The 19,471-nt window shown below is 55.1% G+C and carries 23 protein-coding genes and 1 tRNA gene; 19 read left to right on the top strand and 5 right to left on the bottom strand.

Translation table 11 applies throughout. The features are described 5' to 3' along the window. Positions 1 to 3: 3 nt before the first annotated feature. Entirely contained in the window at positions 4 to 1,152 is a 1,149-nt protein-coding gene (locus MVB78_RS04300) for an FAD-dependent oxidoreductase (protein WP_297488301.1), read from the bottom strand. Between the two features lie 146 nt (positions 1,153 to 1,298). Between MVB78_RS04300 and MVB78_RS04305 the strand changes: the two genes are divergently transcribed. From MVB78_RS04305 to MVB78_RS04375, 15 genes are all read left to right on the top strand, one after another. Then, positions 1,299 to 1,502: a hypothetical protein gene (locus MVB78_RS04305; RefSeq protein WP_297488372.1), complete on the top strand. Its 204-nt coding sequence runs from the start codon at positions 1,299 to 1,301 to the stop codon at positions 1,500 to 1,502. Positions 1,503 to 1,619: 117 nt separating this feature from the next. Next, positions 1,620 to 3,143, top strand: coding sequence for a cytochrome ubiquinol oxidase subunit I (locus MVB78_RS04310; RefSeq protein WP_297488304.1), 1,524 nt, complete (start codon positions 1,620 to 1,622; stop codon positions 3,141 to 3,143). After that, the gene (cydB, locus tag MVB78_RS04315) at positions 3,143 to 4,138 is read left to right on the top strand and encodes a cytochrome d ubiquinol oxidase subunit II (RefSeq protein ID WP_297488306.1); all 996 of its coding nucleotides are present in this window, start codon (positions 3,143 to 3,145) and stop codon (positions 4,136 to 4,138) included. The genes MVB78_RS04310 and cydB overlap by 1 nt, the downstream gene beginning before the upstream one ends. A 107-nt stretch (positions 4,139 to 4,245) precedes the next feature. Further along, the gene (locus tag MVB78_RS04320; protein WP_297488309.1) at positions 4,246 to 5,451 is read left to right on the top strand and encodes a TIGR04053 family radical SAM/SPASM domain-containing protein; all 1,206 of its coding nucleotides are present in this window, start codon (positions 4,246 to 4,248) and stop codon (positions 5,449 to 5,451) included. 10 nt (positions 5,452 to 5,461) lie between these two features. After that, entirely contained in the window at positions 5,462 to 6,520 is a 1,059-nt protein-coding gene (locus MVB78_RS04325; protein ID WP_297488312.1) for an ABC transporter substrate-binding protein, read from the top strand. A gap of 17 nt (positions 6,521 to 6,537) precedes the next feature. Beyond that, positions 6,538 to 7,413: a hypothetical protein gene (locus MVB78_RS04330; protein ID WP_297488315.1), complete on the top strand. Its 876-nt coding sequence runs from the start codon at positions 6,538 to 6,540 to the stop codon at positions 7,411 to 7,413. Next, positions 7,410 to 8,345 (top strand): iron ABC transporter permease, encoded by a 936-nt coding sequence (locus MVB78_RS04335; RefSeq protein WP_297488318.1) that lies wholly within the window; start codon positions 7,410 to 7,412, stop codon positions 8,343 to 8,345. The genes MVB78_RS04330 and MVB78_RS04335 overlap by 4 nt, the downstream gene beginning before the upstream one ends. After that, entirely contained in the window at positions 8,336 to 8,956 is a 621-nt protein-coding gene (locus MVB78_RS04340) for a flavodoxin domain-containing protein (RefSeq protein WP_297488321.1), read from the top strand. Before MVB78_RS04335 ends, MVB78_RS04340 begins: the two co-directional genes overlap by 10 nt. Beyond that, entirely contained in the window at positions 8,937 to 9,707 is a 771-nt protein-coding gene (locus MVB78_RS04345) for an ABC transporter ATP-binding protein (RefSeq protein WP_297488323.1), read from the top strand. The genes MVB78_RS04340 and MVB78_RS04345 overlap by 20 nt, the downstream gene beginning before the upstream one ends. Before the next feature lie 3 nt (positions 9,708 to 9,710). Further along, the gene (locus MVB78_RS04350) at positions 9,711 to 11,156 is read left to right on the top strand and encodes a UbiD family decarboxylase (protein WP_297488326.1); all 1,446 of its coding nucleotides are present in this window, start codon (positions 9,711 to 9,713) and stop codon (positions 11,154 to 11,156) included. A gap of 1 nt (position 11,157) precedes the next feature. Further along, complete coding sequence (locus MVB78_RS04355; RefSeq protein WP_297488375.1) at positions 11,158 to 12,063, top strand: 4-hydroxybenzoate octaprenyltransferase; 906 nt, start codon at positions 11,158 to 11,160, stop codon at positions 12,061 to 12,063. Then, complete coding sequence (locus tag MVB78_RS04360) at positions 12,064 to 13,035, top strand: ABC transporter substrate-binding protein (RefSeq protein WP_297488329.1); 972 nt, start codon at positions 12,064 to 12,066, stop codon at positions 13,033 to 13,035. Between the two features lie 2 nt (positions 13,036 to 13,037). Beyond that, entirely contained in the window at positions 13,038 to 13,769 is a 732-nt protein-coding gene (locus MVB78_RS04365; protein WP_297488332.1) for an ABC transporter permease, read from the top strand. Then, positions 13,745 to 14,386: an ATP-binding cassette domain-containing protein gene (locus tag MVB78_RS04370; protein ID WP_297488334.1), complete on the top strand. Its 642-nt coding sequence runs from the start codon at positions 13,745 to 13,747 to the stop codon at positions 14,384 to 14,386. The genes MVB78_RS04365 and MVB78_RS04370 overlap by 25 nt, the downstream gene beginning before the upstream one ends. Continuing rightward, positions 14,367 to 15,050 (top strand): ubiquinone/menaquinone biosynthesis methyltransferase, encoded by a 684-nt coding sequence (locus tag MVB78_RS04375; RefSeq protein WP_297488337.1) that lies wholly within the window; start codon positions 14,367 to 14,369, stop codon positions 15,048 to 15,050. Before MVB78_RS04370 ends, MVB78_RS04375 begins: the two co-directional genes overlap by 20 nt. Here the strand turns inward: MVB78_RS04375 and MVB78_RS04380 are convergent. Continuing rightward, complete coding sequence (locus tag MVB78_RS04380) at positions 15,028 to 15,624, bottom strand: class I SAM-dependent methyltransferase (protein WP_297488340.1); 597 nt, start codon at positions 15,622 to 15,624, stop codon at positions 15,028 to 15,030. The genes MVB78_RS04375 and MVB78_RS04380 overlap by 23 nt on opposite strands. After that, complete coding sequence (locus MVB78_RS04385) at positions 15,621 to 16,412, bottom strand: NAD-dependent epimerase/dehydratase family protein (protein WP_297488344.1); 792 nt, start codon at positions 16,410 to 16,412, stop codon at positions 15,621 to 15,623. The genes MVB78_RS04380 and MVB78_RS04385 overlap by 4 nt, the downstream gene beginning before the upstream one ends. Before the next feature lie 77 nt (positions 16,413 to 16,489). Between MVB78_RS04385 and MVB78_RS04390 the strand changes: the two genes are divergently transcribed. Together MVB78_RS04390 and MVB78_RS04395 are read left to right on the top strand one after the other, a co-directional pair. Further along, positions 16,490 to 16,768 (top strand): hypothetical protein, encoded by a 279-nt coding sequence (locus MVB78_RS04390; RefSeq protein ID WP_297488378.1) that lies wholly within the window; start codon positions 16,490 to 16,492, stop codon positions 16,766 to 16,768. After that, a complete protein-coding gene (locus MVB78_RS04395) occupies positions 16,769 to 17,050 on the top strand; it encodes a hypothetical protein (protein ID WP_297488346.1) in 282 nt (93 codons plus the stop codon). Here the strand turns inward: MVB78_RS04395 and cas4 are convergent. Together cas4 and MVB78_RS04405 are read right to left on the bottom strand one after the other, a co-directional pair. After that, a complete protein-coding gene (gene cas4 / locus MVB78_RS04400; RefSeq protein WP_297488349.1) occupies positions 17,032 to 17,661 on the bottom strand; it encodes a CRISPR-associated protein Cas4 in 630 nt (209 codons plus the stop codon). The genes MVB78_RS04395 and cas4 overlap by 19 nt on opposite strands. 138 nt (positions 17,662 to 17,799) lie before the next feature. After that, positions 17,800 to 18,129, bottom strand: a complete 330-nt coding sequence (locus MVB78_RS04405; RefSeq protein WP_297488381.1) for a hypothetical protein — start codon at positions 18,127 to 18,129, stop codon at positions 17,800 to 17,802. A 130-nt stretch (positions 18,130 to 18,259) separates the two neighbouring features. Between MVB78_RS04405 and MVB78_RS04410 the strand changes: the two genes are divergently transcribed. Next, positions 18,260 to 19,114, top strand: coding sequence for a class I SAM-dependent methyltransferase family protein (locus MVB78_RS04410; protein ID WP_297488352.1), 855 nt, complete (start codon positions 18,260 to 18,262; stop codon positions 19,112 to 19,114). A gap of 29 nt (positions 19,115 to 19,143) precedes the next feature. After that, a tRNA-Lys gene (locus tag MVB78_RS04415) sits at positions 19,144 to 19,218 on the top strand. Positions 19,219 to 19,471: the final 253 nt, after the last annotated feature.

A 19,471-nucleotide genomic window follows, 5' to 3' on the forward strand; every position in this document is an offset into this window, starting at 1 on the left:
ACCTCACAGCCTCAAACTGTCAAGCCAGCCCCTGTAGAACGAGTCCTTCATCAGCCTCACGAGCGGGCTCTTGACGAGCAGGTAGCACTCGCGCTTGTACTTGCTCCCTGCCCACTCGTACTCGCAGTTTCCTGAGAAGCCGGTGTTGTAGCCGTGGCCGACGCAGAGCGTTGGCGCATATTCCGCAACGGGGTAGCCGCCGTGTATCCTGTGGAGAATGCTGGTTGCTGCAACGATGGAGGCGTTGTGGAGCGGAACTCCAGCGGTGAGGAGCCCGAGAGGCGGCATGCTCGCTTCGCTGACGATGTAAACTTCGTCGTAGTCCGGGTAGCGGAAGTCGGGGCCGATTACCTTCGCCCAGCGCGGGTCCTTCTCGCTCGCCATAAAGGACATAACGTCGGGAATAGCTATCGGCGGTATCTTGATGAGCAAATCGTAGTCAACCTCGGCGTTCTTGGTTACAACCTTGTTCGGCGTTATCTCGACGTGGCCGCCGTTGGGGATGAAGTTAACTTTGGCCTTCTCCATCTCCCCCTCGAAGAACTTGACCAGGTCAGGCCCAAGGCCGATTCCGGGCCTCTTGTCGGGGTGGACGACGGTTATCTCAACTCCCTCAATCCCGCGGTGCTCGAAGTACATCCTCAGGTTGAGGCTCATCTCGTAGGGGTAGATACCGCAGCGGTGCGGCCCTTCTGGAGCGTAGATGACTATCTTCCCGCCCTTGAACTCCGAAAGGGCTTTGTGAAGCTCAAGAGCACCCTCAAGGGTGTAGTTGTGGTAACCGTACTCGGCAAAGCCTTTGTACTTGTCCCAGACGTACTTGACGCCCAACCCAAGGAACAGGTAGTCGTAGTCATAAACCTTACCGCTCTCAGTTTTCACCTGCCTGTTGGCGAGGTCTATCTCTGTGACCCTGTCGATGTCAACCTTGAAGCCGTAGACCTTTTCCGCGTTCTTTATCGGTGCCCATGTCTCATCGGCGGAAGCAGAGCCCAAAGCCACCTCCATGAATAGGGGCGGCATGTAGTGCCTCTCGCTCGCCGTCACCATCGTGACGTCTGCATCGATGCCGAGCCTTTTAGCTTCGGCCGTTATGTACCTCCCGGCGACCAGGCCGGCAGTTCCACCGCCCAAAATAAGAACCTTCGCCATAACAGCACCTCCCACGTGGACTGTCCAAAAGCTTTATGGCTCGGGGGTATATAACACTTTTGATTATCGCACCTTCAAGGTTTGAAAAGAGCCAGAAGCGAAAATGATATAAGAAGTTAAGAGAAAAATTGAGCTTGGTGGTCCCCATGGGGGTGGAAGCTGAAACCGGAAAGGAGGTTATATACGGGCTGGCTGCGATAACATTGACGTTGCTGTTTGTCTTGTTTGCGTTCTTGCTCCACAACGTTGTCTGGATTGTCGCAGGAATGCTCTTTACGGTCTGCTTCATTCTCTACGAGGCAGAGGTGCACGGCTTGGGCTTCTTCACAAAGCCGAAGGTCAAGGGTTAGTTTGCCTGCTCTACCTTTTCGTTTTTTGTCGGGTACATATGTTTGAAAAGCCGAAAACATTATAAGTTTGAACCCCACTGAGAATAGTTTGAGGGTCAAACAGGGAGGTGACACGGAATGGATCCGGTGCTGCTTTCGAGGATACAGTTCGCCCTAACCGCCGGCTACCATTGGATTTTCGTGCCGGCGAGCATAGGGATGGGCTTTATGGTGTTTCTGATATGGACAATGGCGGCGATAACCAATGAGGATCAGTGGTACAAGGCGGCGAAGTTCTTCAGCAAGTGGCTCGGAGTCTTCTTCGTCCTTGGAGTTCCTACTGGAATCGTCATGGAGTTCGAGTTCGGGGCAAATTGGGCCAACTATTCAACCTTTGTAGGTTCGATATTCGGGCCGCCGCTGATGCTCGAGGGACTCTTCGCCTTCGCCCTTGAGTCAACGTTCATAGGCGTCCTCCTCTTCGGCATGGACAGGCTCCCCAAGGTCATAAGCTGGATCTCGTCGTTCTTCGTCTTCATAGGCTCAAGCCTTTCAGGTCTCTGGATCCTCATAGCAAACAGCTGGCAGCAGACGCCAAGTGCGTACATAATCAAAAACGCTGCGCTCGGTCCAAGGGCAGAGCTTACGGACTTTATGAAAGCGGTATTCAACCCGCTCTTAGTTTCCCAGTACACCCATACCATAAACTCGGCCATACTAACCGGTTCCTACATAGTCGCGGCGGTTGGGGCCTACTACCTTCTCAAGAAGAGGCACGTCCAGGTCGCGAGGAGCGCCGTTGCAATAGGCATCGTCGTTCTCGCCATAAGCTCTGTGATCCAGCTGTACCCAACTGGCCACGCCGAGGGCAGGGTCATAGCCAAGTACCAACCGACCAAGTTGGCCGCGGACGAGGGCCTCTTCAAGACGGAAACTGGGGCACCGATGATAGTCTTCGGGATCGTCGACGAGAAGAACCAGGAGGTCAAGGCTGCAATCGGGATTCCAAAGCTCCTGAGCTGGCTCTCATTCGGCGACTGGAACGCGAAGGTTCTCGGCCTTCACGATGCAGCAAAATACGTATGGTACCAGCAGGTTCTCAACAACCCGAACTACGCCAATGAAAAGGTCAAGAAGCAGGTAGTTGACAGCATAATGAAGGCCTACGGCATCAACCCGAACGACCCGCAGGCAAACGAGAAGATGGTTCAGATTCTTGAGAAGTCCGTGCCCGTTGCCTTCATGTTCTACGCCTACCGCGTCATGGTCGGCCTGGGAACGCTCTTCATCCTGATCGGCCTCGTTGGGCTTCTCCTGCTCCTCATCGGCAGGCTCTACGACGCAAGGTGGTTCCTCAAGGTGCTCGTCGTTACACTCCCGCTCCCGTGGCTCGCCGGAGAAGCGGGCTGGTTCACCCACGAGGTCGGGAGACAGCCTTGGATGGTATGGGGTATGGTGACTGTCAAAAACGGCGCCTCAGCGAACGTCTCAGCGGCAAGCGTGCTGACGACGCTCATAGGATTCGTGGTAGTTTACACCATACTGTTCTACATCTGGCTCTACTTTGTTAAGAAGCTCGTCAGAGAGGGGCCCGAGCCGGTTGAGGGTGATGTTACTGCCAAACCAGCCCCTGCAGTCAGCGCCGCGGGAGGTGGCCAGTGATGGACTACGCGACTGCCTGGTTTTACTTTTCGGCCTTCCTCCTGGGAATGTACCTTGCCTTTGACGGCTTCGACCTCGGACTTGGCTCACTGCTGTTTTTCATCAAGGACGAGAGGGACAAAGACATACTCGTAAACACCATCGCTCCGGTCTGGGACGGCAACGAGGTCTGGTTCATCACCTGGGGTGCAGGGATATTCGCAATGTGGCCGGCCCTCTACGCCGTACTCTTCAGCACGTTCTACCTTGCGGTCTGGCTGCTCGCGTTCCTCTTCATCTTCAGGGCGGTCAGCTTTGAGTTCAGGAACAAGTACAAGAAGCTCTGGGACTACCTCTTCGCCACCGTCAGCGCGCTAATCCCGCTCATCATAGGGGTCATAGTCGGCAATCTAATCCAGGGGATCCCGATAGACGCCAAAGGCTTCCACGGCTCGCTCCTGACGCTCTTCAGGCCCTTCCCGCTCATAGTGGGTCTCTTCGTGCTCTTCGCGGTGATGTGGCACGGGGCCAACTGGGCGGTCTACAAGACGACAGGAAAGATACAGGAGCAGATGAGGAAGCACGCCTTCAACTTCTGGATCCTCACGGTGGTGTTCCTCCTGCTCGTCGTCGTCGGCATGAAGGTCTGGGCACCCTCAAGATTCGACAGGGCGCTGACACCACTCGGGCTTACACTGACGCTGATAATCCTAATAGCGGCCCTCTTGGACGGCTACCTCATCAAGAAGGGCGACGAAAAGCTCAGCTTCTACATAAGCTGGCTCGCGTTCCCGCTGGTGGTCTACCTCGTCTACTACTCAATGTACCCCAACTGGGTCATCTCAACAACCGACCCGAAGTTCAAGCTCAGCATCCAAACGCTCGCGGCCTCGCCGCTGACCCTCCAGGCGGTCTTAGGGATCTCGGTGATATTGGCAGTGATAATCATGAGCTACACCCTCTACGTCTACAAGATGTTCGGGGGCAAGGTCACCGAGGCAGAGGGCTATTACTGAGCCTTTTTGCCCTTTTTCTTTACCTTTGAATTTCGAATTTTTTGGGGAAAAGTTTATAATTCGGTAGGCCAAGGTTTATTCTGGTAACCTAAGAGACGGTGGTCGAAATGCACCGAGGCAAATCTAATAGTTCACGGCCCTATGATAAGAAGCCCCTCCTCGTCTTCTGGGAAACCACAAAGGCCTGCCAGCTCAAGTGCAAGCACTGTCGGGCGGAGGCTATCCTTCAGGCCCTCCCGGGCGAGTTGACAACCGAAGAAGGGGAGAAACTCATAGATTCTCTAACCGACTTCGGAAGGCCATATCCTATTCTAATCCTCACAGGTGGAGACCCGCTCATGAGGAAGGGCATCCTCGAGCTCATTGATCGCGCGGTTGAGAAGGGCATCCGCGTTGGTTTGGCTCCGGCTGTAACTCCCCTTCTCACCGAGGAAACGATAGATAAAATCGTCGAGCACGGCGTTAAAGCGGTCAGCATAAGCCTCGACAGTCCGTTCCCTGAGGTTCACGACGCGATAAGGGGCATCGAGGGAACGTGGGAGAGAACCGTCTGGGCGATAAGGGAGTTCCTGAAGAGAAACGTTTCGGTGCAGGTTAACACCGTTGTTATGCGCGAGACCGTTGAAGGCTTACCCGAGATGGTGAAGCTTTTGAAAGATTTGGGCGTCGAAATCTGGGAGGTCTTCTACCTCGTTCCAACCGGCAGGGGCAACTTCGAGAGCGATTTAAGGCCGGAGGAGTGGGAGGATGTAACCCACTTCCTTTACGAAGCATCGAAGCACCTCCTCGTCAGGACAACAGAAGGTCCGATGTTCAGGCGTGTGGCAATAATGAGAAAGGCCCTTGAGGAGAAGGGAACAAACCCGGATGAAGTTCTGAAACCGGGAGAACTCTACTTCAGGCTCAAGCGTAAGCTGGTTGAACTCCTCGGTGATGGGGGAGAGGCGAGGGCACAGACGATGGGAACGCGCGACGGGAAGGGCATAGTTTTCATTGCCTACAACGGGAACGTTTATCCGAGCGGGTTCCTGCCTTACAGCGTTGGAAACGTGAGGGAGAAGGGCTTGGCAGAGATTTACCGGAACTCGGAACTCATGAGAAAGCTCCGCTCGGCCGAGTTCAAGGGGAGATGTGGGGTCTGTGAATTCAGGGATGTCTGCGGTGGGAGCAGGGCCAGGGCCTACGCCTACCACGTTGATCCGCTTGCCGAAGACCCTGCCTGCCCCTACGAGCCGGGAACTTACCTTAAGCTCGCCGAGAAATTTGGATTAAACCTCCCGGTTGGCACCTTCGGGGAGCAAAAACCTGTCTGAGGTGGTAAAGATGAAGTGGAAAGCTTTCTTAGTAGTTGGAATCCTCCTGGTTTCGGTCCTCGGTGCCGGCTGCATTGAAAGTTCTAACAACTCCACAACGGCAACCCCGAAGGAGATAACCGTCAAGGACTTCGCGGGGAGAACCGTTACCCTTAAAGTTCCCGTCCAGAGGGCAGCAATCCTCTCAACTTCGGCCCTTGAGGTGGTCCAGCTACTCAACGCGAGCGACCAGGTGGTTGGAATCCCAGCGGAGGCAAAGGCCGACGCTTTCCTGAGTCCCGACCTTAAGAACAAGACCGTCGTTGGGAGGAGGCTTAAGATAGACGACTGGGAGAAGGTCTTAGCTTTGAAGCCAGACCTGATCGTCAACCTCTACCTGAAGAAGTTCTACGACGTTGATGCTTTTCTCAACAGGTCGGCGGGCTACGGGATTCCTGTGATAATGCTCCGCGAGGACAGGCTTGAGGACATCCCGAAGGCCGTTGAGCTACTCGGAAAGCTCTTCGGAAAGGAGAAAGATGCCAAAGCCTTCGAGGACTACTTCAACGAGCAGGTAAGCGAGGTGAAGGAGATAGCGTCAAAGATACCGGCAGAGAGGAGGAAGAAGGTCATCATGATACAGCCGATAATGGGGAGGTATTACCTCGTTAACGGCAACGACGTCTTAGCGCAGGCGGTAAGGCTAATCGGGGGTGAATACCTCGTCAACATTACTGTGAAGGGCTACATCCCCGTCAGGGTTCCGATGGACAGGGAGAAGATAATCGCAAGTTATGGCGATGCCGACGTTGCAATCCTCCTCACGAGTTCCGTTACACCCTACGAGAAGGTGGAAGAGCTTAAGAACGAGATGTTGAAGGACGATGCCTGGAAGCAGATAAAAGCGGTCAGAGAAGGCAACGTCGTTGTTCTCCGCGCCGATATGAGCAAAGATTCCTTCCTCCGCTGGAGTCCGAGGCTGGCCGTCGGAATCTGGGTCATAGGGAAGGCCGTCTATCCGAGCTATTATCCAGACTGGGAAGGCAAAGCGAAGGAGTTCATCAAGAGGTTCTACCCCTTCCTCTCCTGAATTTTTGAGGTGAAATCATGATAGCGGTCTTTCCCGCGAGCCTTGCAGAAATCGTCAAGCTCGTCGGAAAAGCTGGCGAGATAGCTGGGATAAACGAAGAAATCAGGCTCAACTACTGCCTGCCGGAGCTGAGGGACAGGCCGGTCATAGGCAGGTATCTAAAGAGGACGAAGAAGACATACTGGGACGTTTTAGAGGGAATAAGGCCGAGGTTGATCCTCGACTTTAAAGTGGAGAACCTTCACTCCTCGGGTGAGCTATATTCCTTCGCCGAAAGAATAAACGCTGAAGTTCTTCTCCTCGACTTTTTAACCGTTGACGACCTCATCGAGGGAAGCAGACTGATAGCCGAAAAAACCGGAGGGAACTTCTCAAAGCTCGGCGAGTTCTACGGAAAGCAGCTCGCGAGGATAAGGGAGATAACCCGGCTCCTTGAGGAAAAACCGAAGGTGGTTATGCTCTACAGGGGAATAAACGTCGTCACGGGAACCAACGTTATAAGCGACGCGGTTAAGAAGGCAGGTGCAGAAAGCCTCGGGAAGAGGCTGAGAACTGAAAGGAAGGTCTATCCCCTCAAAAAGGAGGACTTCATCAGGCGCTTTGGCGATGTGGATCACATCTTCCTTTTGACGAGCGTTCTGACAAAGGGGGAGAAGCTCGAAGCGATAAGGGATGAGATGCTCGATTCGGCCGAGTGGAAGAAGGTTAAAGCGGTTGATGAAGGCAACGTCCACATCGTCGGCTCGGCTTTGGATAGGGAAAGCTTTATGCGCTGGAGTCTCCGCTTGATTCCCGGGATTTACCAGATAGGAAGGCTCGTCCACGGGAAGGACTTCCCGGACTGGAAGAGGCCAGCGAAAGAGCTTTACAGCCTCTGCGGTGTTGAGGAATGAAGAAGCTCGCGCTAATAGTCCTCCCTTCACTTGCTGTATTCCTCGGAATCTTCGTGGGGAGCTACCCGACCAACCCGCTCAACCTGACACCGGGGGCGGTGAATATAATCTGGGAAATCCGCCTGCCAAGAACTCTGATGGGCGTTTCCGCTGGAATAGCGCTCTCGTTGGGCGGGATGACCCTCCAAGCCATCTTCAGGAACCCACTCGTTGACACCTACATCCTCGGTGTTTCCTCCGGCGTTGCCTTGGGGGCAGCTATAGCTGTTGCATTTTTGCCCTTCGCTGGAATCGCGCCTTTAGCGCTCCTCTTTGGTCTCTTAGCGGTTTTCTTCGCCTACTGGATGGCGAGAATAAACGGGAGGATCTCCACCGTTTCCCTCATCCTCGCGGGCATAATCGTTACCGCCCTCTTCTCGGCTCTGCTTTCTCTCCTCGAACTCCTCCTTCCGAGCGAGAGCTTATACGCTCTGGTCGTATGGCTAATGGGGAGCCTCTCAAACGCAGACTGGGAAACGGTAATCTACTCCCTTCCCGGCGTTCTCATCCTGGCTTTCCTCCTCTTCCTCCTCCGCTGGAATCTCAACGCGATGAGCTTAGGCGATGAGGCCGAATTGCTTGGCCTGAACGTTCACCTCTGGAGGGGGATTTTCGTCTTCATTTCAGCATTAATGACTACTCTGGTGGTTTCATTCACCGGGATAATCGGCTGGGTCGGGCTTATGGTTCCACACATGGCGAGGATGCTCGTAGGGCCGGAGCACTCAAGACTAATCCCCGCAACGGTCTCAATCGGAATCACCGTGATGGTCTTAGCTGACATCGTGGTTAGGCTTCTCCCGGGAGATGTTCCGGTCGGGATAATAACGACTCTGGTGGGAGTTCCATTTTTCGGCTATCTCCTCAGAAAGACCGGGGGTGGATGGAGTTGAGGATCCTCGTAGTTTACACCACAAGGTACGGAACGACGGAAAAGGCCGCTGAACTGGCTAAGAGACTCTTTGAGGACAGAGAACACAAAGTCGATGTTTCGCGGGTCGAGGAGGATCCTTCGCCAATTGGATACGACCTCGTAATCCTGGGCGCTCCAGTTTACCGCGACGGTCCGCACTGGGATTTGATGAGGTGGGTTGAAGGGCACAAAGGGGAACTTGAGGAGGTTCCCAAAGCGTTCTTCTTGGTTGCTATGCATTTGGCGGGCTCGGTCTTCATGGGGAAGCTGCACGGCGGGATAGCCTACGCCCAACCGCTGATAGAGGCCTTCGAGGTTCCGCCCTTCTACGGGACACTCATCGGCGGTGAGATAGACCCGGATAAGCTGAGCGACGAAGACAGGAGAAAGATGGTCAGGTTTTACGCCGTTCTCGGAGAAAAGCTTGAGAAAAAGAGCCTGTTCAGCGAGAAGGATGTGGAAGCCTTCGTGAGGAGGGTTTTGCTCTACTACGACTGGTTCGGGAAGCACTTCAGGCGGGGCGAGGTTGAAAAGGCCAAAAGCTTTGACTTCATGGAGAAGGTGAGGGAGCTTGAGAGGCTTACTGGTTGAGGGCGTTGGCTTTTCCTACGGTGACTTTGAAGTAGATGAGGTCAGTCTCAAGGTCAATCCCGGTGAGCTGGTCTCGATAATCGGGCCTAACGGGGCTGGAAAGAGCACCCTCCTCAGGTTAATCTACGGAACTCTAAGGCCAGATAAGGGGCGGGTCTTGGTTGATGGAAACGACGTTCACAGGCTTTCACCAGGGGAAAGGGCAAAACTTTTGGGTTTTGTTCCCCAAGACCACGTCCCAACGTTTCCGTTCAAGGTTCTCGACTTCGTCCTCCTCGGCGCTACTCCAGAGCTGGGCACCTTCGGCGCTCCGGGCAAAAAACACAGGAGAAAAGCCCTAGAACTTCTCAAAACGTTTGGCCTTGAGAGCTACGCCGAAAAGCCTTACACCTCGCTGAGCGGTGGGCAGATGAGGCTCCTCCTGACGGCAAGGGCATTACTGACCTCCCCGAGGTACCTCCTCCTCGACGAGCCGATGAGCGAACTCGACCTGAAAAACGCCCTTCTCGTCCTACAAACGGTTAGGAAGCTAACCAAAGAGGGCGTCGGCGTTCTCCTCGTTATACACGACCCCAACTTGGCCTATCTCTTCTCCGACAGGCTCGTCCTGATGAAAAACGGAAGGGTCGTCGCGGACGGAAGGCCCGATGAGGTCTTCGACGAGGGGCTTTTAAGCGAGGTCTACGGAATAGAGCTCAGGCTTATCGACTGCTCCGGTGAAACCGTTTTAAGGCCGAAGTTAGAGGTGTGAGCGATGAGGGACATGAGGGAGTACATAGAGTGGCTTGAGAGACGAAGGGAACTTATCCGCGTTGAGGAGGGGCTTTCTCCAGAGCTGGAAATCCCGGCCTTTCTGAGAAAAGCTATGTACGGGAAGAAGGGGGCCGTTCTCTTTGAGAGGGTTAAGGGCCATCCCGAGTGGAGAATCGCTGGAAACCTATTCACGAGCGTTGAGACGGTTAGGGAAGCACTTGGAGTTAGCAGACTTGAGGAAATCGGCGAGAGACCTCTCAAACTCTTAGAGAGCATTCCACTCGGCCTTTCGGACAAGCTCTCCTCCCTCGGAAGGCTGAAGGAGATGAGCAATTATCTTCCAAAAATAGTGAGAAAAGCGGAGTTCACCAGGAACGTGGTCGAGGACGAGCCACTGAAATTCATCCCAGCTTTCAAAACGTGGCCCGAAGATGCCTCCCGCTATCTCACTTATCCCCTCGTCTGTTTCTCCGACCCGAGGGGAGTGAACTCAATCAGCGTTTACCGCGTCATGCTCCTCGACGGCTCTACCGGTCTGGTTCACTGGCAGGTGCACAAGAGGGGAAGCCAGGCCTGGCGGGAGTATCTTGAGGGGAATGACGGGAAAATGCCGGTGGCGATAGCCATAGGCTCTGACATAGGGACGCTTTTAACGGCCGTCTCCCCTGTCCCGTATCCTATGGACAAGCTGCTCTTCGCGGGCTTTGTCAGAGGGAAGGGACTTGAACTCTACCGCCTGCCCAACGGCGTCCTCGTTCCTGCCAATGCCGAGGCTGTGATAGAGGGCTACGTTGACGTGAACGAGCTGAGCGAGGAAGGGCCATTCGGGGACCACTTTGGCTTCTACGACAAACCGAGCGAGAGGAACGAGCTTTATCCTGTCTTCCACGCCCAACGTTTGTACTACCGCGACGACCCGATTTACTACGGCTCTGTAGTCGGGAAGCCGCCGCTTGAGGATGCCGTAATAGGAAAAGCCATCGAGAGGATTTTCCTCCCGCTGATGAGGATGGTTCTGCCGGAAGTTGTTGACGTCAACTTTCCAGAATATGGCGTCTTTCAAGGCGTTGCCATAGTCTCGATAAAGAAGCGCTATCCCGGGCAAGGCAAGAAGGTTCTCAACGCCCTCTGGGGAACGGGCCAGATGGCGCTGACCAAGGTGATAATAGTCGTCAGCGAAGACATAAACGTCCACGACATAAACCAGGTCATCTGGGCGGTCGCTTCCTTTGTCAATCCTGAAAGGGACGTTTTGGTGATTCCGAACGCGCACACAGACGCCCTCGATCCAGCTGTCCCGAATCCGCCTCTCGGGAGCAAGCTGGGAATAGACGCGACGAGAAAGCTCCAGCTGGAGATGAAAGGGAGAACCGTTGAGGAAGTTGAGGAAGACCCGGAAGTTCTTGAGAGGCTCGATGGGCTCTTCAGGAAGTACCTCGGTGGTTGAGATGGCCTTTGACCCAGGTGAGGTCAGCAAGGCGAGCAGGTTTCATGCACTGATGAGGCTCGTCAGGATAGAGCACACCCTCTTTAGTTTACCCTACGCTTACGTCGGAGCTCTCCTAAGCGGTTTCCACGTAACCTGGGTGGAGATAATCCTCATGAGCTTCGCCCTCCTCGGGTTGAGAACTGCCGCCTTAGCCTACAACAACATAGCGGACATAGACATAGACAGCCTGAATCCAAGAACCTGGAACAGGCCACTGATCAAAGGGGCCGTAAAAATCAGCGACGCATGGTGGCTCGTCGTCGTTGGCTCGGTTCTCTACTTCGTCTCGGCTGTTCTGCTAAACTTCTGGACGGCCCTGCTCAGCCCGATTCCATGGGTTCTGGCCCTCGCCTATCCTCAAGGAAAGAGGAAGCACAGCTTTCCGCACCTCCACTTAGGCTTAACTCTGGCCATGGCTGTGGCAGGTGGGACTATTGCAGCAGGAGGCGATGAGACAAACCTCCTTGTCCTCCTTGAGAGAATCCCCTGGGCATTCTTCTTTGGAGTGCTCTTCTGGGTAGCGGGCTTCGACACTATCTATGCCATCATGGACTACGAGTTCGACGTGAGGCACGGCGTTGGAAGCATTCCCGCGCGCTTCGGGATAAAGAAGGCCCTGGACATCGCTTTAGCCTTCCACCTGATTGCGATAGCCCTCTTTGGCCTTGCAGGCCCTCTCTACGGCCTCGGGTGGGTTTACCTCACCGGCTGGGCAGTCGGGAGCTTTTTAATCCTCCACGAGAACTACCTCGCGAGGAAAAGCCTTGAGAACGTTCCAAAGGCCTTCAACCTCAACATTCCCATCGGGTTAATCATCACGCTCTCAGCCATAGCCGATGCCCTGATAAAGCTCGGGGGTGGTTGAATGAAGAAGTTGTTGGCGTTGCTCCTCGTTGGCCTTGTCGTTTTAACCGCGGGGTGCATAGGAGCGAATTCAAGCCCGGGTTCGGGCGCTACCTCTTCAGAGCTCCCAACTGTGAGGGCAGCTACCCTGCTCGGCGGGATAAGCACGCTCGACATAATGCAGGCCAAGGGCTTCGACGAGAAGAACGGCTTCCACGTTAAGGTTCTGCGCCTCGGCAAAACTCCCGACATAATTGCATCCCTCAAGAACGGTGAAACGGATTTCGCCGTTATTCCCGCTGAGATGGCTGCGAAGTTAGCCCAGAGTGGCGTTGATATCAAGATAATCGCCGTTGACATGCTCCAGAACCAGGCGATAATCGGAAAAGAGAGGATGAGGCCTGAGGAGCTTAAGGGAAGGAAGATAGGGGCGGTGGTTGCATCTGGAACCTTCAAGCTCTTCCAGGCATATATGAAAGTCCTCTACAACGTAACGCCCGAGGACTACACCGTCGTTAACGTCCCGCCCGGCTCGATTGAGGACTCGCTGAGGGACGTTGATGCAGTCGTCATCTGGGAGCCGATAGCGAGCGAGCTGATGGCCAAGAACTACACGGTTATAGCGACCTTCTCGGAACTCTGGGACGAGGCGAGGGCAAAGGGCATCGTCAACGGTCCGGCAGTTATGCTCGTCTGGGTCGTTCGCGGGGACTTCCTGAGGGAGCATAGGGACCTCGTTGATGCCTTCATAAAAGCGCAGGAGGAGAGCGCCCGCTACTGGAAGACCAATCCAGGCGAGACCAAGGCCATCCTGAAGAACCTCTACCACCTCGACCAAAAGGCCCTTGAAATCCTCTACACCAGGACATTCGTCAACGAGGGGAAGCTCGACGAGGGGTTAATCCTCGGCATAAAGTCCGAGTGGAAGCTTGCCTACCTCGGGGGCTACCTTGAGAAGGACCCGTCTAACTTGGATATCTTCTACAGGGGCTGAAGATGAGGCGCGGCTGGCTCTACCTCCTTATTTTTGCACTGGCCTCGTGGGTGGCCTTAGCCAGGCTCTACCCGACGCTTATTCCCGGCATAGGGGAGACCCTCCGCTTTTATCCAGAGGCCGGCTGGGGCCTCGTTCTGAATTCCACCCTCAGGACTCTTTATCACTCCCTGGCTGGATTTTTGGTCGCGTTTCTCCTCGTTGGAGCTTCCATCCTCTTGGCCCTCTACTCGGCAGAGTTCAAGGACTTTTTAAGCGCTCTCAACGTCTTCGTCCAGAGCGTTTCGGTTTTAGTGTGGACGATAGTCTTCATCATGATATTCGGGGTCACGAGCTCAATCGCGCCCATCCTCGTCACCGCGATGGCATCCTTCCCCGCCATGCTCTCGGCCGGAATAAGCTCAAGCGAGAATCTCCTTGAGAGGTACAGGCCTTTGATAGCTCTCCTAAGGCCCTCAAGGCTTCAGCTCTACCTCCATTTCATAGTTCCCGGAACGCTCCCCGAGATGGTTTCCGCGAGCAGGGTGGCCCTCGGCATTGCTTTGAGGATAAGCGTTGTCGCTGAGGCCTTTGGTTCGGCAGGTGGAATAGGCTACCAGCTCGTTTATTCCTACGACCTCGGGGTTAAGGCCGGTGTCTTCGCGTGGGCCCTCCTTCTCATCGTTCTCATGATAACCCTCGATCAGCTCGTACTCGGGAGGCTTGAGGAATGGGTGAGGCGCTGGTACTGGTGAGAGAGCTTGAGAAGTCCTTCAACGGCGAGAAAATCCTGGAGGGAATAGGCCTCGAAATTAAGCGCGGTGAAGTAATCGGCCTCGTCGGGCCCAACGGGACCGGAAAGAGCACCCTCGTGAAGATATTAGCGGGAGTGGAGATGGCCGACTCCGGAGAGGTCTCAGTGAGGGGCAACCTCTCGATCGTTTACCAGGAGGACTATCTCCTCCCCTGGAAGAGGCTCCGCGACAACCTCTGCCTCGGCTTAAAGTTCAGGGGAAAGGACTGCGAACCTCTCGAAGTTTCTAAAAGGCTTGGGATAGAGGAGTTCCTTGAGAAATACCCGAAGGAGGTGAGCGGTGGAACGAGGAGAAAAGCATCGATAGCGAGGGCCTTACTCCTCGACTTCGACGTTTTGATCCTCGATGAGCCCTTCACCGGCCTCGACCAAGCCTCTAAGGAATCACTTCTTTCCATAATTAGGGAATTAGCTAATTCTGGAAAAGCCGTCTTAGTGGTCTCGCACCAGCTTGAGGAGCTTTTTAGAGTTGCGGACAGGGTTTACGTCCTCGGAGGAAGGCCCGCGAAAGTTAAGAAGGTTCTCCGGGGGGAGGAGCTTGGTAGGGGAGCTGTTTAACAGCATAGCCGAGCGCTATGATTTAGTTAACAGGCTTACAACCCTCGGCTTGGACAGGAGGTGGCGAAAAAAGGCCTGCGAGCTGGCCTTGGAACACTTAATAGCGGAGAGGCCAAAGATACTGGACGTGGCCTGCGGAACAGGAGACATGATAAGGTGCATGAAGAAGGGGCTTGAGAAAAGGAAGGCCACGGCGGAGTTCTACGGTCTGGACTGCAGCGAGAGGATGCTTGAGGTAGCTCGAAGGAAGGTGCCCTTCGCGAGGCTCGTGATAGGGAGTGCCGAGGAGATGCCCTTTCCCGACGGGAGTTTTGACCTCGTCAGCGTTGCCTTTGGCCTGAGGAACTTTCCAGACAGGGAAAAGGCAATCTCCGAGATGCACCGCGTTCTCAAGAAGGACGGCCTTCTCCTTCTCCTTGAGTTCTCAAGGAACGGGAGCTTACTCGGGAGGCTTGCATGGTTCTACACGAAGAGCTTTGTCCCCTTCGTCGGTGGCCTTCTGACGGGTAAGGAAGAGGCCTACGAACACCTCTGGCGCTCAATCAAGGCGTTTCCTTCACCCGAGGAGCTTTCTGAGGAGTTCCGGGAGTTCGGCTTTGAGTCTCTCCTCCTGAGATGGTGCTTCCCGAGGATAGCCTTCATCATGGTTTTGAGGAAGGTTTAGCTACCAGAGCCTTAGCCGCGCCGTTTACAAGGTTTCTCTCCTCAAGGACTTCAAAGCCCTTCTCCCTCAGGAGGTTTCCAACGTCCACCCGGAAGTCCGTCCCGGTCAGCCGGCTCGTTAGCGCGCTCAAACCGCTCAAAAAAGCCCTGAAGATGGGGTTCTTCGGCAGAGAGCACTCCATCGCGAGGAGAAGACCGCCCGGTTTTAAAACCCGCCTTATCTCACTCAAAATCCTCTCCTTTTCCGGGACAACGCAGAGGAAGAAGGTTGAGACGGCCGTGTCGAAGCTTTTATCTGGAAACGGGAGGGAGCGGGCATCAGCCTTCAGGAGCTTTACCTTAGCGTTGCTCTTCTTTTTTCTGGCCTTCTCAAGCATCTTCTCGCTGATGTCAACGCCGACGACCTCCGTGCCCTTTGGGTAAAGGGGAAGGTTCAGCCCGGTTCCAACGCCCAGCTCAATAACCCTCCCCCTGGCTTTTCCAATCAGTTCTTTTCTGGCCCTCCTTATGCCCGTGGGTACCTCAAGGAGCGTGTTTACGGGCTCGTAGATGTAGCTCACCAGCTCGTAGCTCACCGGAGACCCTCCGCGGTGAAGGTTATCGAGTCTTGAAGGGGCCTTTCAAAAATGACGCTATCCTTTTTGGGACAGATGTTTTCAGTTAATGCCATCAAAAGGGAGCTGTCGAGCTTTCCCGCGACCCTTAAGAGGAACCCAGGTAAAGGGATGAGGAGAACCCGCTTTCCGGCTTCATCCAAAACCGCCTTCACGAGTTCGCCGAGGGGCACCACTTCCGCTCCGCAGACGTTCACTTCATCCCTCCCGCTCCCCTCAAGCATATCCGCGAGGAGCTCCGCCAAATCCCTCACATCAACGGGCTGAACACGGGTTTTTAGGTCCGGAAAAACCCTCCAGTGAAGGGCCTCTCTGAAGAGCCCCTGACCCGGGCCCAAGACCAGCGATGGCCTTACAATCGCGTAGTTCTCAAGCCTTCGAACTTCCCGCTCGCCGAGGGCCTTGCTTCTGAAGTATTCTATGGGTGAGGTTTCATCGGCTCCGAGGGCGCTCACGTGGACGAGCCTCATTCCAGTTCCTTCGATAACTTTAGAGAGAGCCCCTGGGATTTTGTAGTGGACTGAGTAGTCCCCCCTCAGGACGCCGATGAGGTTGACGACGGCATCCGGGCTCAGCTTTTCCACCAGCCGGGCGTACTCTTCCGGCCTTCCCGAGACCTTTATCGTCTCAGCTCTACCGAGCTTTACGTTCCTTCTCGTTGGGACCATAGCTTTGTGGCCTCTGCCCAGCAGCTCTCGAAGGAGGAAGCTCCCGATGAATCCTGTTCCGCCGAGGAGAAGAACCCTCATGATGCCATCTACTCCCCAAACTTTATAAGTTTGGAGGCGGATGTTTTTAGGAAAGCCTAACAAAGGTGGTGGTTTGGGTGCCTTACATGGGGATAGCGAGGACGAACCTCGGGCCCCTTCAGACGTACCGGATGATCCTCGACGAGCTCTCCAAGAGAGGTTTCAGGATCGGCTTCTCTAAGCACCACTGGGCCGGCGACATGCCCTTCGGCCTTGTTCTCGCGGAGACCGACAGGGGAATGGTAGCGGTCAGGTGGAGCCTCGGAAAATCCTTCGAGCTCAGGATCGAGGAGATAGATGAAGATGCCTTCGAGGACTTCGTTGAGGAGACGCTCGACTACATCGGGGGTGACTGAATGGAGGCCCTGAGGAGGGTCTTGGATGAGTTCAACAGGCTGCACGGGAGTGAGGCCCGGGCCAGGATCGTGAGGGCTGGAGAGGGGGAGGTGGTGATAGAGTTCGAGGGATCGTTCTGCGCGACCTGCGGTCTCTACGACTACTTCGATGACTTAAAATGGGAGGCCCTTGATTTCGGTCTGAAGGTGGAGCCCGTTGAGGTTTTAGAGGCGGAGGAGGACGACTTCGAGCATGGGAGGTACCTGGTTAGGTACGTGCTGGATCACTCCTCGCCAGGGTAGCAGAGGTAGCGGTAGGGGCAGAACCTGCAGGCGTAGCTGAAGTGCCCCCTCGGCAGTTTGTCCCTTTCGTAAGCCTTTTTGACTGTGTAAAAGTGCTTCAGCGTCTCTTTAAAGAGGGACTTGTCGTAGGGAACCTCAAAGAGCCTGAAGTTGGGCCCCTTGACTATCGGGAAGTCCGAGAAATCGAGCTTGCCTATGATGCTCTCCGGCCTCTCGTGGAGCTTCACGTAGTAGAGGTAGCCGTAGTCAGCCTCAGCCCACCGGAGGTAGATGTTGAGCTGGGCGAGGTGGTAGTCGTAGGGGACCCTTGGGAGGCTCGTTTTTCCCTTTATCTCTATTGGGAAGTCTTTAAACGCGTCTATCCGTCCGTGGATTTCAAAGCCCAACTTTCTTGAGCGCAGAACGAGCGGAGTCTCCAGCTCAAAGCCAAAGCGCCGGGCGAGGATCTCCCCCAAAACGTTGTGGGTGCTCACGCCCTGGTTCAGCCTGACCTTAACGAACTCGGGCCACCTCTCGGGGTAGCCCTTCAGCCTGAAGTATATCCTCCTCGGGCAAGTGAGGGCCTCGCTCGCGTAGAACTCCAGCAGTCCATCGTTTTCATCGCTCTCCATGACTCCGCCTCCAGAAGGACGGCTCATCGGCCCGCGAACCTCCCCGCCCTGTGTCAGCTAATACCGACGTCATCACCGGTCAGACTGGGCAAGGGTCTTCATCCTGAGGTAATAGGGGGAGGGGGTTTAAAAAGTATCTCATGGGGTCTTTCTCTTCCGGAGGGAGTAGCTCAGTCCATAGGCCGGCCATAGGCTTGGGGGCTGCTCGTAGTGGTGCAGGTTCCGGAGGATCTTCTCAGCGGCTTTCCTGTTCCTCGCCTTTATCTTAAGGACGCCCTCCTCAAGCTCGACTGTGCCGTCGGATAGGTGGAGGACGAGCTTCTTTCCAACGGTCTCCGGCCGGGCCCTGAGCAAGAGCTCCCTGTACTGCTCGTATGCCCTGTCGCTGAGGTTCTGCTCGATGAGAACGGGCTTCTCCCTGGCTCCAAAAAGGCGCGAAAACCAACTATTCGGGGGTTCATCATCCATACCCTTCATCGACCTCCTCGGAGGTACTCCTTGTATGGATTGAGGGGGAGGGCTTTTAAGCCTTTCTAATCGTCATTTGGCAAAAAGACGAAACCAAAGCCTTTAAAGGCGAGCCTTCGGGGGTGTTGGGATGAGCGGAACCCGGGGGATAAAACCCAAGATCAGGCGCATCCTATCGCGGGAACTCCCGTCTGGGCTCTTAGAGGCCCTTCCTAAGCACTGGGTCATGATAGGCGACGTCCTGATACTGCCCATCAGGCCGGAGCTTGAGCCCTACAAGCGCAGGGTAGCCGAGGTCTACGCCCGGGTCATAGGGGCCAAGGCCGTCCTCAGGAAGGGCCACATCCACGGGGAGACGAGGAAACCGAACTACGAGTTGCTGTGGGGGAGCGATACCGTTACGGTTCACGTCGAGAACGGCGTTAAGTACAAGCTCGACGTAGCTAAGATAATGTTTTCCCCGGCCAACGTCAAGGAGCGCGTGAGAATGGCGGGGGTTGCGAAACCCGGGGAACTGGTTGTAGACATGTTCGCCGGAATCGGGCACCTGAGCCTTCCGATGGCCGTGCACAAAAAGGCGAGGGTGATAGCCATCGAGAAGGACCCCTACACCTTTCGCTTTCTCGTCGAGAACATCTGGCTCAATGGCGTTCAGGATTTGATGACGCCCTACAACATGGACAACCGCGACTTTCCGGCCGAGAACGTAGCGGACAGGGTTCTCATGGGCTACGTCGTTAAGACCGCCGACTTCATCCCCAAGGCGTTGAGCATAGCGAAGGACGGGGCGGTAATCCACTACCACAACACCGTGCCTGAAAAGCTCATGCCCGAAGAGCCCTTCGCGACCTTCAAAAAAGTGGCGGCGGATTACGGATACGAGGCGGAGAAGCTCAACGAACTCGTCATCAAACGCTACGCTCCAGGTGTGTGGCACGTTGTAGTCGACGTCAGGGTATCGAGGAAAGGGGAGCAAAACTTATAAGAGGATCACGATAATCAACGGCCGGGTTCGGGCCGGTAGCTCAGCCTGGTTAGAGCGCGGGGCTTTTAACCCCGTGGCCGCGGGTTCGAATCCCGTCCGGCCCGCTAAAATTGTCCTCACTCCTCCAGGAAGCAAGTTCTCATCCGAAAGCCTCATAATAACCGCCTCCTCGATGAAGCGGCTCCTGTTATGTGTCGCTTGATCGAGTACTTGAACCACGGTTGGGTCAAGGCTGACCTCCTCCCCGCCTTGAAAGGCGAGGGTTCCAACGGTTTAACCCCTCGCCAAGGGCGGTTCGGTTTACGGGCACTCATCCACCTACTTCTGTTACCGGTTTCGGTTCAGCCCGAAGGCACG

It is taken from the genome of Thermococcus sp. (assembly GCF_026991495.1).
Lineage (GTDB): Archaea > Methanobacteriota_B > Thermococci > Thermococcales > Thermococcaceae > Thermococcus.